The following is a 14,016-nucleotide window of genomic DNA, read 5'->3' as shown; positions in this document are numbered from 1 at the left end:
CGTTCGACTGCGCTGTGGCGGTGGTCACCGGTCAGGTGAGATCGGTGATGCCGGGAAGACGAGGATGGGTCATGAACGACTGGACGGCCTTCGGGCGCGTGGATGCCGACGGCACCGTGTACGTGAAGACCGCTGAGGGCGACCGGGTGGTCGGCTCCTGGCAGGCGGGCACCCCCGAGGAAGGGCTGGCCCACTTCGCGCGGCGCTTCGCCGACCTCGTGACCGAGGTCGAGCTCGTCGAGGCCCGCCTCAAGTCCGGCGCGGCCGACGCGTCGCACTCGCTGACCAGCGTCAAGCGCCTGCGCCAGCAGCTCGACGAGGCGCACGTGGTGGGCGACATCGACGGGCTCTCGGCCCGGCTCGACCGCCTGGCCACGCTGGCCGACGAGAAGGCCGGCGAGGCGCGTGCGGCCCGCGAGACCGCGCGGGCCGAGGCCGTCGCCCGCAAGACGGCCCTGGTCGAGGAGGCGGAGAAGATCGCCGCCGAGTCCACCGGCTGGAAGTCGGCCGGCGACCGGCTCAAGGAGATCCTCGACGAGTGGAAAACGATCCGCGGCGTCGACAAGAAGACCGACGGCGAGCTGTGGAAGCGGTTCGCCACGGCACGCGACGGCTTCACCCGCCGCCGCGGCGCTCACTTCGCCACCCTCGACGGCCAGCGCAAGCAGGCCCAGACGGCCAAGGAAGAGCTGGTGGCCGAGGCCGAGAGCCTGTCCGACTCGACCGAGTGGTCGTCGACGGCGAACCGGCTCAAGGACCTCATGACCGAGTGGAAGGCCGCGCCGCGGGCCGCCAAGGAGGCCGAGCAGCGCCTCTGGGAACGCTTCCGGGCCGCTCAGGACGCCTTCTTCACCCGCCGCAGCGAGGTCTTCTCGGCCCGCGACGCCGAATACAAGGGCAACCTGGACAAGAAGCAGGCGGTCCTGGCCGAGCTGGAGGCCGTCGATGTCGACGCCGACCCGCGCGGCGCGCAGAACAAGCTGCGTGACCTGCAGGCCGCGTGGCACGACGCCGGCCGGGTGCCGCGCGAGTCGGCCGCGTCGCTCGATCGTCGCTGGCGGGCCGCCGAGGAGCGCATCCGCGTGGCGATGGACTCGGCGTGGCGCAAGACCGCCCCGCAGGACAACCCGCTGCTGCAGCAGATGCGTGAGCAGGTGGCCGAGGCCGAGCAGCGTCTCGAGCGGGCCAAGGCGGCCGGCGACGCCAAGCGCGTCAAGGAAGCCGAGCAGGCGCTCAACTCGAAGAAGCAGTTCCTGGCCCTGGCCGAGCAGGCTTCTTAAAACCCAGACCCCCATCCCGTACGCGTTCCGGCGGCCCCTCGATTCCCCGAGGGGCCCCGCTTCTCCCTGTCCGTGGTGCCTCGCTCGCATCGGGGCAGCGAGCGCGTTCCCCGATGTGCGATCCTCTCGGCTGATCAAGCGGAGGAGATCGATGGGCGCGAACGTACGGTGGGCCGCGGCGATCGCCGCGCTGGCGCTGGTCGGCGGCTGCAGCGGCGAGGACACTCCCTCGGGCAACAACGACTGGGCGGATGTGGCCGCCGACTGCCCGGCCTTCACCGCCCCACCGCTCGCCGCGCTGAAGCCGGACGGCAAGCGCACCGGCATCCCCACCATGGTCACCCTCACCTGCACGTACGGCTCGACCGCGGCGATGCCGTACGCCCTCGGCAACGTGACCCTGACCAAAACGGACTCGGCCCGCACGGCCACCGACGAGCTGGCCGCCGAGCGCCTCGAGACCACCCGCAACGCCGGCGCCCCCTACCTCGAGCTGGACGGCTTCGACGGCGCGGCGCTGGCCGTCATCGGCACCGACGGTTCGCTGGAGGCCACCCACTGGTCGGGCAACGCCCAGGTCACGGCCATGGTCATGCTCGAACCGGCGGTCTCCACCCAGGAAGAGCTCGACGGCCGAGCCGACCTGCTCGCCACCTCACTTCGCGATCTGCTCGCCACCCTGCGCAAGTAGAGCCAGCTCGGTGGGCGAGGCGTTGCCGCCCGAGCAGACGATGGCGACCTCGCGACCCGCGAAGCGGTCCGGGAACTCGAGGAGGACGGCCAGGGCGCCGGCGCCGGCGCCCTCGGCCAGGGTGTGGGCCTTTTCGGCCAGCAGGCGCTGGGCCTCGGTGATGCGGTCGTCCGGGACCAGCACGAAGTCGGTCAGGTGCTTACGCAGGATCTGCTGCGGCAGGTCGTAGCCGCGGCCGGTGGCCAGACCCTCCACGCGGGTCTGGTTGGGGCGGGTGAGCGGAGTGCCCGCGCGCCAGGAGTCGTGGGCCGCGGGTGAGGCCGAGGACTGCACGGCGATCACTTCGCAGGCCGGGGCCAGTTCGGCCGCCACCACACACGCGGCGGCGGCGCCGGTTCCGCTTCCGACCGGCACGATGACGGCCGACAGCGAGGGGCGCGCGGTCAGGATCTCGTCGTAGAGAATGCCCACACCGGCCAGCAGCTCCGGGGTGTCGCCCGGGCTGACCAGTCGCTGACCGGTCTCGGCGGCCAGCTCGACGGCGTGCTTCTCGGCGTCGGCCAGGGCGGCGCCGGTCAGGATCACCGTGGCGCCCCAGGCCCGGACGGCGGCGACCTTGGACGGGTTGGCCGCGGCCGGCATGACGACCGTGCACGGGGCGTCGAACAGGTGACTGGCCCACGCCATCGACTGAGCGTGATTACCGGTGGAGTAGGTGACCGTGCCGCGGCCGGGCGACGAGGCGAGCAGGTTGAGGGCGCCGCGGGCCTTGAACGCGCCGACCGGCTGGATGTTCTCGTGCTTGACGTGCACGGTCGCGCCCACGGCCGTGTTCAGCACCGGATAGGACCACATCGGGGTCGGGGGCAGATGACGGGCGACCGTCGTGGCGGCGGCGCGGATGTCGGCGTACGAGAGAACCATGTCCTGATCGTCATGGACCCGAACCCATAGGTCTAATGCCTGATCTCGAAGAAACCCATAGGCGACGTCGATATATTGGAGCCATGCTCGACGTCACCCGGCTGCGCGTCCTGGTCGCGGTCGCGCAAAGCGGGTCGGTCACCGCCGCGGCCGAGGCCCTGCACTACGCCCAGCCGTCGGTGAGCCACCATCTCGCGCGGCTCGAGGCCGAGACCGGCAGCCGGTTGGTGCAGCGGGTGGGCCGCGGCATCCGGCTGACCGAGGCGGGGCGCCTGCTCGCCGATCGGGCCGAGGAGATCCTGGGTCGCCTCGACGCGGCCGAGGAGGAGCTGGCCGCGCATTCCGGGCTGCGGGCGGGACGCGTACGGCTGGCGGCTTTCCCCTCCGCCCTCGGGACCTTCGTGCCCGCGGCGGCGGCCGCCTTCGACGCCGACCATCCCGGCATCGACCTGCGCTTCCGGGAGGCCGAGCCGCCCGAGGCGGTCGACCTGCTGCGCCGGGGCGAGGTCGATGTGGCGCTGATCTTCACGTACGACGGCGGGCCCGACGTGGCCGGTCTGCGCACCGAGGAGCTGTTCGAGGACGAGACCTATCTGGTGCTGCCGCCCGACTGGACCGGCGACCGGCTGGCCGACCACCGCGAGCGGCGCTGGATCGGCGGGTGCGAGCGCTGCCGGGACGAGCTGCTGCGCGCGTGCGCGACCGAGGGGTTCACGCCGGACATCCGGTTCACCACCGACGACTACGTGGCGGCGCAGCAACTGGTCGCGCGCAACCTGGGGGTCACGACGCTGCCCGCCCTGGCGCTGGCGGCGCACCGCAACGAGCGGGTGCGGGTGGTGCCGCTGCCCGGGCGCTCCCGGCGGGTGCTCGTCGCGGTGGCCGGGGCGGCGCCCGACCCGCCCGCGACGACGGCCCTGCTGGAACGGATCAGAGCGAGCAGCCCTCGGCCGCCGGCAGCGGGGCCGGAACCCCGAGCGACGGAAGGCCGAGCGAGACGCCCTTGAGCTTGGGTGTGCGACCGGCCTCGAAGGCGTCGCCGGCCCGGGTGCGACGGTGGCTGAGCGGGTCGCCGTCGGCGTTGAGGTGGTGCGGCGCCGCGTACGTCACCACGGTCTCGACGATGTCGCCGGGTCGCGGGGTGATGCCGCCGGTCGCGAAGTGCACCAGCCGGCCGTCCCGGGCCCGGCCGCTCATCCGGCCCGTACGCTCGTCCTTGCGCCCCTCGCCGACCGCGACGAGCACCTCGACCTTCTCGCCGACGAGCTTCTTGTTCTCGTCCCAGGTGGTCTCTTCGAGCAGCGCGATCAGCCGCTCGTAGCGCTCCTGCACGACGGCCTTGGGCAGTTGCTCGTCCATGATCGCGGCCGGGGTGCCGGGGCGCTTGGAGTATTGGAACGTGAACGCGCTCGAGAAGCGGGCCCGCCGGACCACCTCGAGGGTCTGCTCGAAATCCTCCTCGGTCTCGCCGGGGAAGCCGACGATGATGTCGGTGGTGATCGCCGCGTCGGGCATCGCGGCCCGCACCTTGTCGATGATGCCGAGGTACTTCTCCTGGCGGTAGCTGCGGCGCATGGCCTTGAGCACGCGGTCGGAGCCGGACTGCAGCGGCATGTGCAGCGAGTGACAGACGTTGGGCGTCTCGGCCATCGCGGCGATCACGTCGTCGGTGAAGTCCTTGGGGTGGGGGCTGGTGAAGCGCACCCGCTCCAGACCCTCGATCTGGCCGGTCGAGCGCAGCAGCTTGCCGAACGCGAGCCGGTCGCCGAACTCGACACCGTAGGAGTTGACGTTCTGCCCGAGCAGCGTGACCTCGAGGACCCCCTCGGCGACCAGGGCCTCGACCTCGGCCAGGATCTCGCCGGGACGACGGTCCTTCTCCTTGCCGCGCAGCGACGGCACGATGCAGAACGTGCAGGTGTTGTTGCACCCCACGGAGATCGAGACCCAGCCCGCGTACGTCGACTCGCGCTTGGTGGGCAGCGTCGACGGGAACACCTCGAGCGACTCGAGGATCTCGACCTCGGCCTCGGAGTTGTGCCGGGCGCGTTCGAGCAGCGCCGGCAGCGAGCCGATGTTGTGCGTGCCGAAGACGACGTCGACCCAGGGCGCCTTCTTGACGATGTCGCCGCGGTCCTTCTGGGCCAGGCAGCCGCCGACCGCGATCTGCATGTCCGGCTTCTTCATCTTCGTGGGGCGAAGGTGGCCCAGGTTGCCGTAGAGGCGGTTGTCGGCGTTCTCCCGTACGGCACAGGTGTTGAAGACCACGACGTCGGCCGAGTCGGGATCGCCGGCGCGCACGTAGCCCGCATCCTCCATCAGACCGGAGATGCGCTCGCTGTCGTGCACGTTCATCTGGCAGCCGTACGTGCGCACGTCGTACGTGCGGGCGCTGCTCTGAAGTTCGGTAGTCATGGCAATGGACCAGGGTACGCCGTGTCCCACTCAGGCGGCAGGCCGCTCGCAGCCGGTCACACCGCCCGTGCACGGACGCACGTTCCGCCGTTCGGGACCGTCGTCGGTCTCGACCTCGTCGGCGTGCACCAGCCCGAGACTGCCGTCCGGCCTCGCCAGCACGAACCGTGTCGGGTCGAGGGTGTCGTCCGGAAGGATGATCTCGACCTCGAGCCGGACGGCGACCGCACTGGCCGCGGTGGCCTCGGCGATGGTCTCCGGGGCCAGGTAGACGTCGATCAGCGTCGGGAAGTCGCCGCCGACGTGATAGACGTCGCACAACACGGCGTCACCGTCCGCTTCGGGGCCGAGCGGCACGACCGTCCGCTCGAGCGCGCCCGCGAGCGCGCCGTGGACCCGTTCCCCAGAGAGGGATGATGCGGCCGCCCAGTTCCAAAGGCCGCTTGTCGGATCCATGTCAGCCATACCGAACATGGTGGACAATGCTCGCGCCTCGCACTCCCTGTGTTACCGCTCCGTGACCATACTCGGAGTGAACCGATACAAGGGCCCACATAGAGTGTGCCCATCCGGGTGATCCGTTAGAACAAGGACGGTGGTCCAGCAGTGTCCGACGAGGCTCTCATCGTCCTCGACAAGGTGAACAAGTGGTTCGGTCCGCTGCACGTTCTCGACGACGTGAGTCTCTCCGTCGCCAAGGGCGAGGTGGTTGTCGTGATCGGACCGTCCGGCTCGGGCAAGTCCACCCTCTGTCGCGCGATCAACCGGCTCGAACCGATCAACGACGGCACGATCACCTTCGACGGCAAGGTCCTGCCGGCCGAGGGACGCCCGCTCGCGCGGCTGCGCAGCGAGGTCGGCATGGTCTTCCAGTCGTTCAACCTGTTCGCGCACAAGACGATCCTGCAGAACGTGATGCTCGGACCGGTCAAGGTCCGCAAGGAGAAGCCGGCGGCCGTCCGCGACCGCGCGATGGCCCTGCTCGACCGGGTGGGCATCGGCAACCAGGCGGACAAATACCCCGCCCAGCTCTCCGGCGGTCAGCAGCAGCGTGTGGCCATCGCCCGCGCCCTGGCCATGCAGCCCAAGGCGATGCTCTTCGACGAGCCGACCAGCGCCCTCGACCCCGAGATGGTCGGCGAGGTCCTCGAGGTCATGACCTCGCTGGCCAAGGAGGGCATGACGATGGTCGTCGTCACGCACGAGATGGGCTTCGCCCGGCACGCCGCCAACCGGGTGGTCTTCATGGCCGACGGTCAGCTCGTCGAGTCCGCTCCCCCCGCCGAGTTCTTCGCCAGTCCGAAGAGCGATCGCGCCAAGGACTTCCTCTCCAAAATCCTCACGCACTGAGCACCACACGGCGTCCCGATTAACAAGGAGAAATCATGCGATTGACACGGGCAGCCGCGCTGGCCACGGCGACGGTTCTGACCTTCGGCATCACCGCTTGCGGCGGCGACGACGCCGGCAGTGACGACGCCGGCTCCGGCAGCAAGACCTTCGAGGCCGGCAGCACCATGGAGCGGCTCAACAAGGCCCAGTCGATCAAGGTCGGCACGAAGTTCGACCAGCCCGGTTTCGGCCTCAAGGGCCTGTCGGGCAAGCCCGAGGGCTTCGACGTCAATGTCGCCAAGCTGATCGTCAAGGAACTCGGCATCCCCGAGGACAAGATCGAGTACGTCGAGACGCCGTCGAAGGTCCGCGAGGACGCCATCGTCAACAACAACGTCGACTTCGTGGTGGCGACCTACACGATCAACGACAAGCGCAAGGAGCGCATCGCGTTCGCGGGTCCGTACTACGAGGCCGGCCAGAACATCATGGTGAAGAAGGACGACACGTCCATCACCGGGCCCGACTCGTTCAAGGACGGCACCAAGAAGGTCTGCTCGGTCACCGGCTCGACGCCGGCCGAAGAGATCAAGAAGCACGTCAAGGACGTCGCGACCCAGCTGGTGCTGTTCGACACCTACGACAAGTGCCGCGATGCCCTCAACGGCGGCCAGGTCAACGCCGTCACCACCGACAACGTCATCCTCCTGGGCTACATCGCCAAGGACGAGAACGCGTTCAAGCTGGCCGGCGACAACTTCACCAAGGAGCCGTACGGCATCGGCGTGAAGAAGGACGACACGGCGTTCCGCAACTTCATCAACGACACGCTCGACAAGGCCTTCAAGGACGGCTCCTGGAAGAAGGCCTGGGACGACACCGCGGGCAAGTTCGGCGCCGAGCTCGGTGCCGCGCCGACCATCAACCGTTACTGACACACCTGATCAACTGATCCGAGGAACTGGGGAGAAGCCGAACCCGTGAATGTTCTCATCGACAAGTTCGACGTCTTCGCGGGCGGCTTCTGGCTCACCTTTCAGATCTGCATACTCGCCGCGATCGGCGCCCTCGTCCTGGGCGCCGTCGTGGCGGTATTCCGGATCTCTCCGGTGCCGCCGCTGCGAGCGCTCGGCACCGCGTACGTGACCGTCTTCCGCAACATGCCGCTGACGGTGGTCATGTTCTTCTCGGCCTTCGCCCTGCCGGCCCTCGGCTCGAACGCCGACTTCCTGCGCATCCCGGTCCTCGACTCGATCTTCACGCGGCTGGCCACCGATCTGCCGTACTTCCGCTTCGCCCTCATCGCGCTCACGCTCTACACCGCGGCTTTCGTCTGTGAGGCCCTGCGCTCCGGCGTCAACGCCGTTCCCGCCGGCCAGGCCGAGGCGGCGCGATCGCTCGGGCTCACCTTCGGCCAGAACCTGCGCTACGTGGTGCTGCCCCAGTCGTGGAAGGCCTCCATCGTGCCGCTGGGCTCGGTGATCATCGCGATGATCAAGAACTCCGCGCTGATCGGCTTCTTCGGCGTCGTCGGCGATCTCTCCTCCACCGCCGACCAGCTCACCGGCGCCGAGGGATACGCCTTCATCCCCGTCGCCCTGGGCGTCTCGATCGGATACCTGATTATGACCGTGCCGCTCGGCGCCCTTCTCGACCGCATCGAGCGCCGGCAGGCGGTGGCGGCCCGATGAGCGAGCAGGCCGTTCTTTACGACATCCCCGGGCCGAAGCAGCGCCGGTGGACGCTCATCCTCAGCATCGTCGCCACCTTGCTGGTGGTGGCCGGGGCCTACTTCCTGATCTACCGGCCGCTCGACGAGCAGGGCCAGCTGTCGATGGACCTGTGGGGCCCGCTCATCGACCCCGGCAACGAGAACTTCTCGCAGGTGTGGGATCGCATCGGCGTCGGCATCAAGAACACGCTGACCGCCGCGGTGTTCGCCATCATCAGCTCGCTGCTCATCGGCACGCTCCTCGGCGTGCTGCGGCTGCAGCTCAAGGAACTCAACCGCCGACGGTTCACCGGCCTGGCGGCCCCCCTGTCGATCCTGCTGCGCGGGCTCAGCCTGGTCCTGTCGGCGATCACCCGGGTCTGCGTCGAAGTGTTCCGCGGCCTGCCCGTCGTCATCACGATCTTCTTCGTGGCGCGCGGCTTCCCCGAGTTCGGCATCACCATGGACACGCTGTGGTACCTGGTGATCGGCCTCACGATCTACAACGGCGTGGTGATCGCCGAGATCCTGCGCTCGGGCATGGAAGGCCTGCCGCCCGGCCAGCGCGAGGCGGCGTACGCCATCGGCCTGTCCCCGCTGCAGACAACGGTGACGATCCTGCTGCCGCAGGCGTTCCGCATCATGCTCCCGGCGCTGATCAGCCAGCTCGTCGTGGTCCTCAAGGACACGTCGCTCGGCTTCATCATCAGCTACGAGGAACTGCTGAACATCGGCAAGCAGGTCATCGGCGTGCTGGGCAACCCGATCCAGGTCTACGCGGTGATCGCGGTGCTCTTCATCGTGGTCAACTACTCGCTCTCGAAGCTGGCGCAGTACCTCCAGCGCCGGATCGCCCGCGGCCGCAAGTCCGTCGGCACGACGCCTCACCTGCCCCCGACCGTGCTGGCGTCTCAGGCCGAGGGCGCCGGCGGCGCCGGCTGACGGGCATCGCCCGGATGCCCCTCGGCCCGGGTTGCCGCGCGGCCGTCGCGCTTGACATGCTTCGCTCATGATCTCCGCGGACGACGTCCTCCACCAGCCGTTACGAGCCCAGTTCGAGGTTTTCCTCGACGAACACCGCCGGGCTCTGCACGACTGCCTCGACGATCTGACCGAGGATCAGGTGCGGCGGTCGCTCGTGCCGTCCCGCACCACCCTGCTGGGTCTGGTGAAGCACGCGACCTTCGTCGAAAAGGTGTGGTTCGACGAGGCTGTCACCGGGCGGTCCCGGGCCGACATCGGCATCCCGGCCGACCCCGACGAATCGTTCATCCTGGACGACTCCGACACGATCGCCTTGGTCCGGGCCGGCTTCCTGGCCGCCTGCGAGTCGTCGCGGCGCGCGGTCTCCGCGCTCTCCCTGGACGACGAACTGCCCGGCAACCGGCGCGGGCCCGTCCCGTTGCGCTGGGTCTACCTGCACATGCTGCGCGAGCTGGCGCAGCACTGCGGCCACGCCGACATTCTGCGCGAACAGCTGGGGCTAACGAGCGAGCTCGGTGACTCGTGATTCCCGTACGACCGTGACCCGGATCTGCCCCGGATAGGTCAGCTCCTCCTCGATCTGCTTGGCCACGTCGCGGGCCAGCACGGCCGCACCGATGTCGTCGATGTCGTCCGGGCGCACCATCACCCTGATCTCGCGCCCGGCCTGCATCGCGAACACCTTCTCGACACCGACCTTGCTGGCCGCGATCTCCTCGATGCGCTCGAGCCGTTTCACGTACGCCTCGAGGCTCTCCCGCCGGGCGCCCGGCCGGCCACCCGAACAGGCATCGGCGGCCTGGGTCAGAACCGCCTCGATGGTCTGCGGCTGCACCTCGTTGTGGTGCGCCTCGATCGCGTGCACCACATCCTCGGACTCGCCGTACTTGCGGGCCAGGTCGGCGCCGATCAGCGCGTGGCTGCCCTCGACCTCGTGGGTGAGCGCCTTGCCGATGTCGTGCAGGAACGCGGCCCGCTTCATGGTCGGGATGTCCAGGCCCAGCTCGGCGGCCATGATGCCGGCGATGTGCGCGGTCTCGACCAGGTGCTTGAGCACGTTTTGGCCGTAACTGGTGCGATAGCGCAGCCGGCCGAGCAGCTTGGCCAGCTCCGGGTGCAGGTCGGTGATGCCCACGTCGACCAGCGCCTCCTCGGCCGCCCGGTCGCAGAGGACGTCGACCTCGTTCTTGGCGCTGTCGAACACCTCCTCGATGCGGTGCGGGTGGATGCGACCGTCCAGCACCAGCTTTTCGAGGGTCAGGCGGCCGACCTCCCGGCGTACGGGATCGAAGCAGGAGAGCAGCACCGCCTCGGGGGTGTCGTCGATGATCAGATTGACGCCGGTGACCGACTCGAACGCGCGGATGTTGCGGCCCTCGCGCCCGATGATCCGGCCCTTCATCTCGTCGCTCGGCAGATGCAGCACGCTGACCACGCTCTCCGAGGTCTGCTCGCTGGCGATCCGCTGGATGGCGTCGACCACGATGTGCCGGGCCCGGGTGTCGGCGGTGGTCTTGGCCTCGCTCTCGATGTCCCGCACCAGGATCGCGGCCTCGCGCTTGGCCTGCGCCTCGATGCCCTCGACCAGCTCGGTGCGGGCGACCTCGGCGGTCAGGCCGGCGACCCGCTCCAGCTCGCGCCGCTTCAACTCCTCGGCCCCGGCCAGCTCGGCCTCGCGGGTCGCCAGGGCGGCCTCGCGGGCGGCCAGGTCGGCGTCCATGGTCGCGAGCCGGCGCTCCCGCTCGACCAGCCGCTCGACCTCGTCGGCGTGCAGGCGCTCCCGCTCGTCGATGCGTGCGGTGCGGCGCTCGACCTCGGCCGCCTGCTCCTTGGCGGTGGTGTTGAGCAGCGCGACCTCGCGCTCACCCTGGCGGCGGGCGGCCGTGCGGACCTGCTCGGCGTCGGCCTCGGCCTGGCGGTGCGCGTGCTCGAGGATCGTGTCGGCCTCGCTGTGCGCGGCCTCGAGAACCCGGCGGGCCTCGGCGCGGGCGGCGGCGGCTTCGGCCTTGGCCGCGGCGGCCTCCGCGCGTACGGAAGCGGCCTTGGCGTTGGCGTCGTCGACCTTGGCGTTCGCATCCTCGACCTTGGCGTTGGCGTCCTCGACCTTGGCGTTGGCGTCTTTGACCTTGGCCAGCGCGTCGGCGGCGGCCTGACCCTGCCCGTCGTCGACCGTCCGGACCTTGTGCAGTTGGCGCAGCGCACGGCCACCGAGCACCATGCCCACCACCACGATGGCGGCAAGCACGACGATCGCCACCACCAGCACCCAGTCCAGGGCGGTCGTCATCTCGCCGCGTCTCCCCTCGTTCCCCGGCGCTTTGTGGGCGCGCGGGCCTTCTGACGGGATGCCCGACCAAGGCAAGACGACCGCAGGCGTCATCGGCCCGTCACCCTCGAAACGGGCGCAACGGTGCCAACCGCCCATATATCGGGCCTCACGGCGCGTGCGGTCCGGGCGCCGGGCCAAAACTGCTGGCTGCTTGCAGGCTACAAGTGATGCCGTAATGTGATGCGATCTATGTTGTGCGTGTTGCATGCGATGGTCGAACAAACCTTGTGTAACGCGAGGCTAGGTCGCGGATGGCACTTCGGTCAAGGATCCATGATTCGGCAGCGGATGGGACTTAGGGCACAGACTCGCTTACGCCCAGCTCACGATACCGGCGGGCAATTCAGGCGTACCGGGACCAGAGATCGCGCATCGGCTCCCACTTCTCGTCCAAACCGTCCTCCCAGTACGCCAGCAGGTAGCCGGCGACCGGGCTCTGTGTGTCGTCCCACCAGATCCCGCTTACCGTCCTCGTCGTGCCACTCTCCGTGAGACGGTATGCGTACTCCACGTAGTTGCCGCTGACCCGTCCCGAAGGGGTGGCCTGTTCGGCCGCCGGAGCTACGCCCGGCGTGAGGGTGCGGGCGTCGACAGCCTGACCCAGCGCCTTGACCCGAGCCTTGTCCCGATCGGCGACCGAGTTGTATTCGACGAAGATCGCGCTCATGCCGTGGAGCGTGCAGCGGACCCGGACCTTCTCACCCGTGTTGACCTTGGGCCGGGTGCACGCCGAGAGGTACGGAAGGAAGCCCTCGGAGATCGCGGTCAAGCCGGTGCCGGCGAAGTGGCCCTGGTTGATCGTCGCCTGGCTCTGCTCGAAGAGGCCCAGCTCGCCGGCCGGGGTGGTCTCCGCCGGCGTCGGCGGGGTGGTCTCGGGGGCGGTGGCGCGGCCGGCGAAGTAGCCGCCCGTGCCGAACAGGAGGAGGCCCGTGACCAGGCCGGCGAGGATGCCGACGACCAGGCGGCTGCGCTCGGGCGGGGGTGAGGGCTCGATGCGGCGGCCGGGAGGGGCCGAGAAGCCGTACGGGGTTTCGGTCCAGCCTTGCTGCTGCTCCCCGAAGGGGTCGCCGCCCCGGAACGGGCCGTACCCCGGATCGCCACCGGATCCGCTCGTAGGGCCGCCGCTTATAGGGCCGCCGCTCGTGGGGCCGCCGCTCGCCGGGCCGCCGCTCGCCGGACCGCCGCTTGCCGGACCGCCGCTCGTCGGGCTCGCGGGCTGCGTCTGACCACCGGGCGGTAGCGCATCGGGCCCCCGAACCACCTGCGGCGGAACGGCTGCGGACGGCTGCTGCATGCCGATCGGAGCGGTCGGCTCGGCACCCTCCGGGAAGGGACCATAGCCCCGCATGCCGCCCTGCGAAGACTCGGTCACAACGCCGCATATTACCAAGCAGTGGCGAACGCCGATGTCCGCCCGCAGGCCCCCGACCTGGGAACTCGATCATGTTGCCCGCGTCGTCGCCTGGAGTCTTTTCATCGGTCGCAGTGCTCTTATACGACTCTCGGTCCGGTGTCAGCCGGTCGGGTCGGCGTCGGAGGCCAGCGCGTCCGCGTCCAACTGGTCGGCGAACTCGGCGGCCTCGGCGTCGCGTTCGGCCAGCGCCTCCTTGACCGCGCGGATGGCCACCCCGGCCGAGTAACCCTTGCGGGCCAGCATGCCGACCAAGCGGCGGAAAACGGCGTCGGGCGCCCCCGTGGCCGTACGCAGCTTGCGGTCGACCAGGGCACGAGCCGTGGCGGCCTCGTCCTCGTCGTCGACGGACTCCAGGGCTTCGCTCGCCACCTCGGCGTCGACCCCGCGCTGGCGCAGCTCGTTGGCCAGCGCCCGTCGCGCCAGCCCGCGACCGTGATGCCGGCTGGACACCCAGGCCCGCGCGAACGCGGCATCGTCGATGATCCCGACCTCGTCGTAACGATCGAGAACCTCGGCGATCACCTCTTCGGAGATCTCCTTGCGGACCAGCACCTTGGCCAGCTCGGCCCGGGTGCGAGGCCGCACGGCGAGCTGCCGCAGACAGATCTCGCGCGCCCGTTCACCCTCACTCTGCTCAGGCTGCTTGTTCCGGCCCTCACCGGCCCCACGCCCGCTGCCGCCCGGCCGTTCGCCCCAACGCCCACCCCGAGCGCCGCGACCCTTGGCCCCGTCACCGCTCTCGGCACCGTCGCCGCTCTCCGCAGTGTCAAGGCTCTCGGCACTGTCGCGGTTGGACCGTCCACGGCCTCCGCGCCCGCGGCGGGTGGAAGCGCCGTCGTCCGGCGCGTCACCCCCGAAGGAGCCGCCACCGATGGTCAGGTCGTCGCGATAGGGGATTCCGCCCGGCGAAGCCCGCCGGCGACGGGCCGGAACGTT

14 protein-coding genes are annotated in these 14,016 nt (G+C 69.8%); 8 read left to right on the top strand and 6 right to left on the bottom strand.

Annotated elements, in window-relative coordinates; genetic code table 11:
• Positions 1-71 precede the first annotated feature (71 nt).
• The gene (locus ACZ3I4_RS29635) at positions 72-1,280 is read left to right on the top strand and encodes a DUF349 domain-containing protein (protein ID WP_465385304.1); all 1,209 of its coding nucleotides are present in this window, start codon (positions 72-74) and stop codon (positions 1,278-1,280) included.
• Positions 1,281-1,431: 151 nt separating this feature from the next.
• On the top strand, positions 1,432-1,971 hold the full coding sequence (locus ACZ3I4_RS29630; protein WP_465385303.1) for a hypothetical protein: 540 nt from the start codon (positions 1,432-1,434) through the stop codon (positions 1,969-1,971).
• Here the strand turns inward: ACZ3I4_RS29630 and ACZ3I4_RS29625 are convergent.
• On the bottom strand, positions 1,936-2,895 hold the full coding sequence (locus ACZ3I4_RS29625; RefSeq protein WP_465385302.1) for a threonine ammonia-lyase: 960 nt from the start codon (positions 2,893-2,895) through the stop codon (positions 1,936-1,938). The two genes, ACZ3I4_RS29630 and ACZ3I4_RS29625, sit on opposite strands and share 36 nt — an antisense overlap.
• A gap of 83 nt (positions 2,896-2,978) precedes the next feature.
• On the opposite strand from ACZ3I4_RS29625, the gene ACZ3I4_RS29620 reads away from it, so the two are divergent.
• Positions 2,979-3,902, top strand: a complete 924-nt coding sequence (locus ACZ3I4_RS29620) for a LysR family transcriptional regulator (protein WP_465385301.1) — start codon at positions 2,979-2,981, stop codon at positions 3,900-3,902.
• On the opposite strand, the gene miaB is transcribed toward ACZ3I4_RS29620, so the two are convergent.
• Positions 3,826-5,310: a tRNA (N6-isopentenyl adenosine(37)-C2)-methylthiotransferase MiaB gene (gene miaB, locus ACZ3I4_RS29615; protein WP_465385300.1), complete on the bottom strand. Its 1,485-nt coding sequence runs from the start codon at positions 5,308-5,310 to the stop codon at positions 3,826-3,828. The two genes, ACZ3I4_RS29620 and miaB, sit on opposite strands and share 77 nt — an antisense overlap.
• A gap of 30 nt (positions 5,311-5,340) precedes the next feature.
• Entirely contained in the window at positions 5,341-5,775 is a 435-nt protein-coding gene (locus ACZ3I4_RS29610; RefSeq protein WP_465385299.1) for a hypothetical protein, read from the bottom strand.
• A 141-nt stretch (positions 5,776-5,916) separates the two neighbouring features.
• Between ACZ3I4_RS29610 and ACZ3I4_RS29605 the strand changes: the two genes are divergently transcribed.
• The 5 genes from ACZ3I4_RS29605 to ACZ3I4_RS29585 all read left to right on the top strand — a co-directional run bounded on the left by ACZ3I4_RS29605 (position 5,917) and on the right by ACZ3I4_RS29585 (position 9,863).
• Positions 5,917-6,660, top strand: a complete 744-nt coding sequence (locus ACZ3I4_RS29605; RefSeq protein ID WP_465385298.1) for an amino acid ABC transporter ATP-binding protein — start codon at positions 5,917-5,919, stop codon at positions 6,658-6,660.
• 35 nt (positions 6,661-6,695) lie between these two features.
• The gene (locus ACZ3I4_RS29600) at positions 6,696-7,577 is read left to right on the top strand and encodes a glutamate ABC transporter substrate-binding protein (protein ID WP_465385297.1); all 882 of its coding nucleotides are present in this window, start codon (positions 6,696-6,698) and stop codon (positions 7,575-7,577) included.
• 45 nt (positions 7,578-7,622) lie between these two features.
• Positions 7,623-8,333: an amino acid ABC transporter permease gene (locus tag ACZ3I4_RS29595; RefSeq protein WP_465385296.1), complete on the top strand. Its 711-nt coding sequence runs from the start codon at positions 7,623-7,625 to the stop codon at positions 8,331-8,333.
• A complete protein-coding gene (locus ACZ3I4_RS29590; RefSeq protein ID WP_465385295.1) occupies positions 8,330-9,295 on the top strand; it encodes an amino acid ABC transporter permease in 966 nt (321 codons plus the stop codon). The genes ACZ3I4_RS29595 and ACZ3I4_RS29590 overlap by 4 nt, the downstream gene beginning before the upstream one ends.
• 67 nt (positions 9,296-9,362) lie before the next feature.
• Positions 9,363-9,863: a DinB family protein gene (locus ACZ3I4_RS29585; RefSeq protein WP_465385294.1), complete on the top strand. Its 501-nt coding sequence runs from the start codon at positions 9,363-9,365 to the stop codon at positions 9,861-9,863.
• On the opposite strand, the gene rny is transcribed toward ACZ3I4_RS29585, so the two are convergent.
• The 3 genes from rny to ACZ3I4_RS29570 all read right to left on the bottom strand — a co-directional run bounded on the left by rny (position 9,837) and on the right by ACZ3I4_RS29570 (position 13,953).
• A complete protein-coding gene (gene rny, locus ACZ3I4_RS29580; protein WP_465385293.1) occupies positions 9,837-11,624 on the bottom strand; it encodes a ribonuclease Y in 1,788 nt (595 codons plus the stop codon). The two genes, ACZ3I4_RS29585 and rny, sit on opposite strands and share 27 nt — an antisense overlap.
• Before the next feature lie 385 nt (positions 11,625-12,009).
• On the bottom strand, positions 12,010-13,038 hold the full coding sequence (locus tag ACZ3I4_RS29575; protein WP_465385292.1) for a hypothetical protein: 1,029 nt from the start codon (positions 13,036-13,038) through the stop codon (positions 12,010-12,012).
• A gap of 141 nt (positions 13,039-13,179) precedes the next feature.
• Positions 13,180-13,953 carry a regulatory protein RecX gene (locus ACZ3I4_RS29570; RefSeq protein WP_465385380.1) on the bottom strand — a complete coding sequence of 258 codons (774 nt, stop codon included), beginning with the start codon at positions 13,951-13,953 and terminating at the stop codon, positions 13,180-13,182.
• Positions 13,954-14,016 lie beyond the last annotated feature (63 nt).

It is taken from the genome of Actinoplanes sp. NPDC021490 (assembly GCF_055562135.1).
The sequence above is the reverse complement of the archived record's forward strand: the minus strand, read 5'-3'. Positions and strand labels throughout refer to the sequence as shown.

Bases quoted from the DNA above. Each gene is read 5' to 3' on its own strand.
- ACZ3I4_RS29635 (WP_465385304.1), top strand. From the start codon at position 72: ATGAACGACTGGACGGCCTTCGGGCGCGTGGATGCCGACGGCACCGTG.
- ACZ3I4_RS29630 (WP_465385303.1), top strand. From the start codon at position 1,432: ATGGGCGCGAACGTACGGTGGGCCGCGGCGATCGCCGCGCTGGCGCTG.
- ACZ3I4_RS29625 (WP_465385302.1), bottom strand. From the start codon at position 2,895: ATGGTTCTCTCGTACGCCGACATCCGCGCCGCCGCCACGACGGTCGCC.
- ACZ3I4_RS29620 (WP_465385301.1), top strand. From the start codon at position 2,979: ATGCTCGACGTCACCCGGCTGCGCGTCCTGGTCGCGGTCGCGCAAAGC.
- miaB (WP_465385300.1), bottom strand. From the start codon at position 5,310: ATGACTACCGAACTTCAGAGCAGCGCCCGCACGTACGACGTGCGCACG.
- ACZ3I4_RS29610 (WP_465385299.1), bottom strand. From the start codon at position 5,775: ATGGCTGACATGGATCCGACAAGCGGCCTTTGGAACTGGGCGGCCGCA.
- ACZ3I4_RS29600 (WP_465385297.1), top strand. From the start codon at position 6,696: ATGCGATTGACACGGGCAGCCGCGCTGGCCACGGCGACGGTTCTGACC.
- ACZ3I4_RS29590 (WP_465385295.1), top strand. From the start codon at position 8,330: ATGAGCGAGCAGGCCGTTCTTTACGACATCCCCGGGCCGAAGCAGCGC.
- ACZ3I4_RS29585 (WP_465385294.1), top strand. From the start codon at position 9,363: ATGATCTCCGCGGACGACGTCCTCCACCAGCCGTTACGAGCCCAGTTC.
- rny (WP_465385293.1), bottom strand. From the start codon at position 11,624: ATGACGACCGCCCTGGACTGGGTGCTGGTGGTGGCGATCGTCGTGCTT.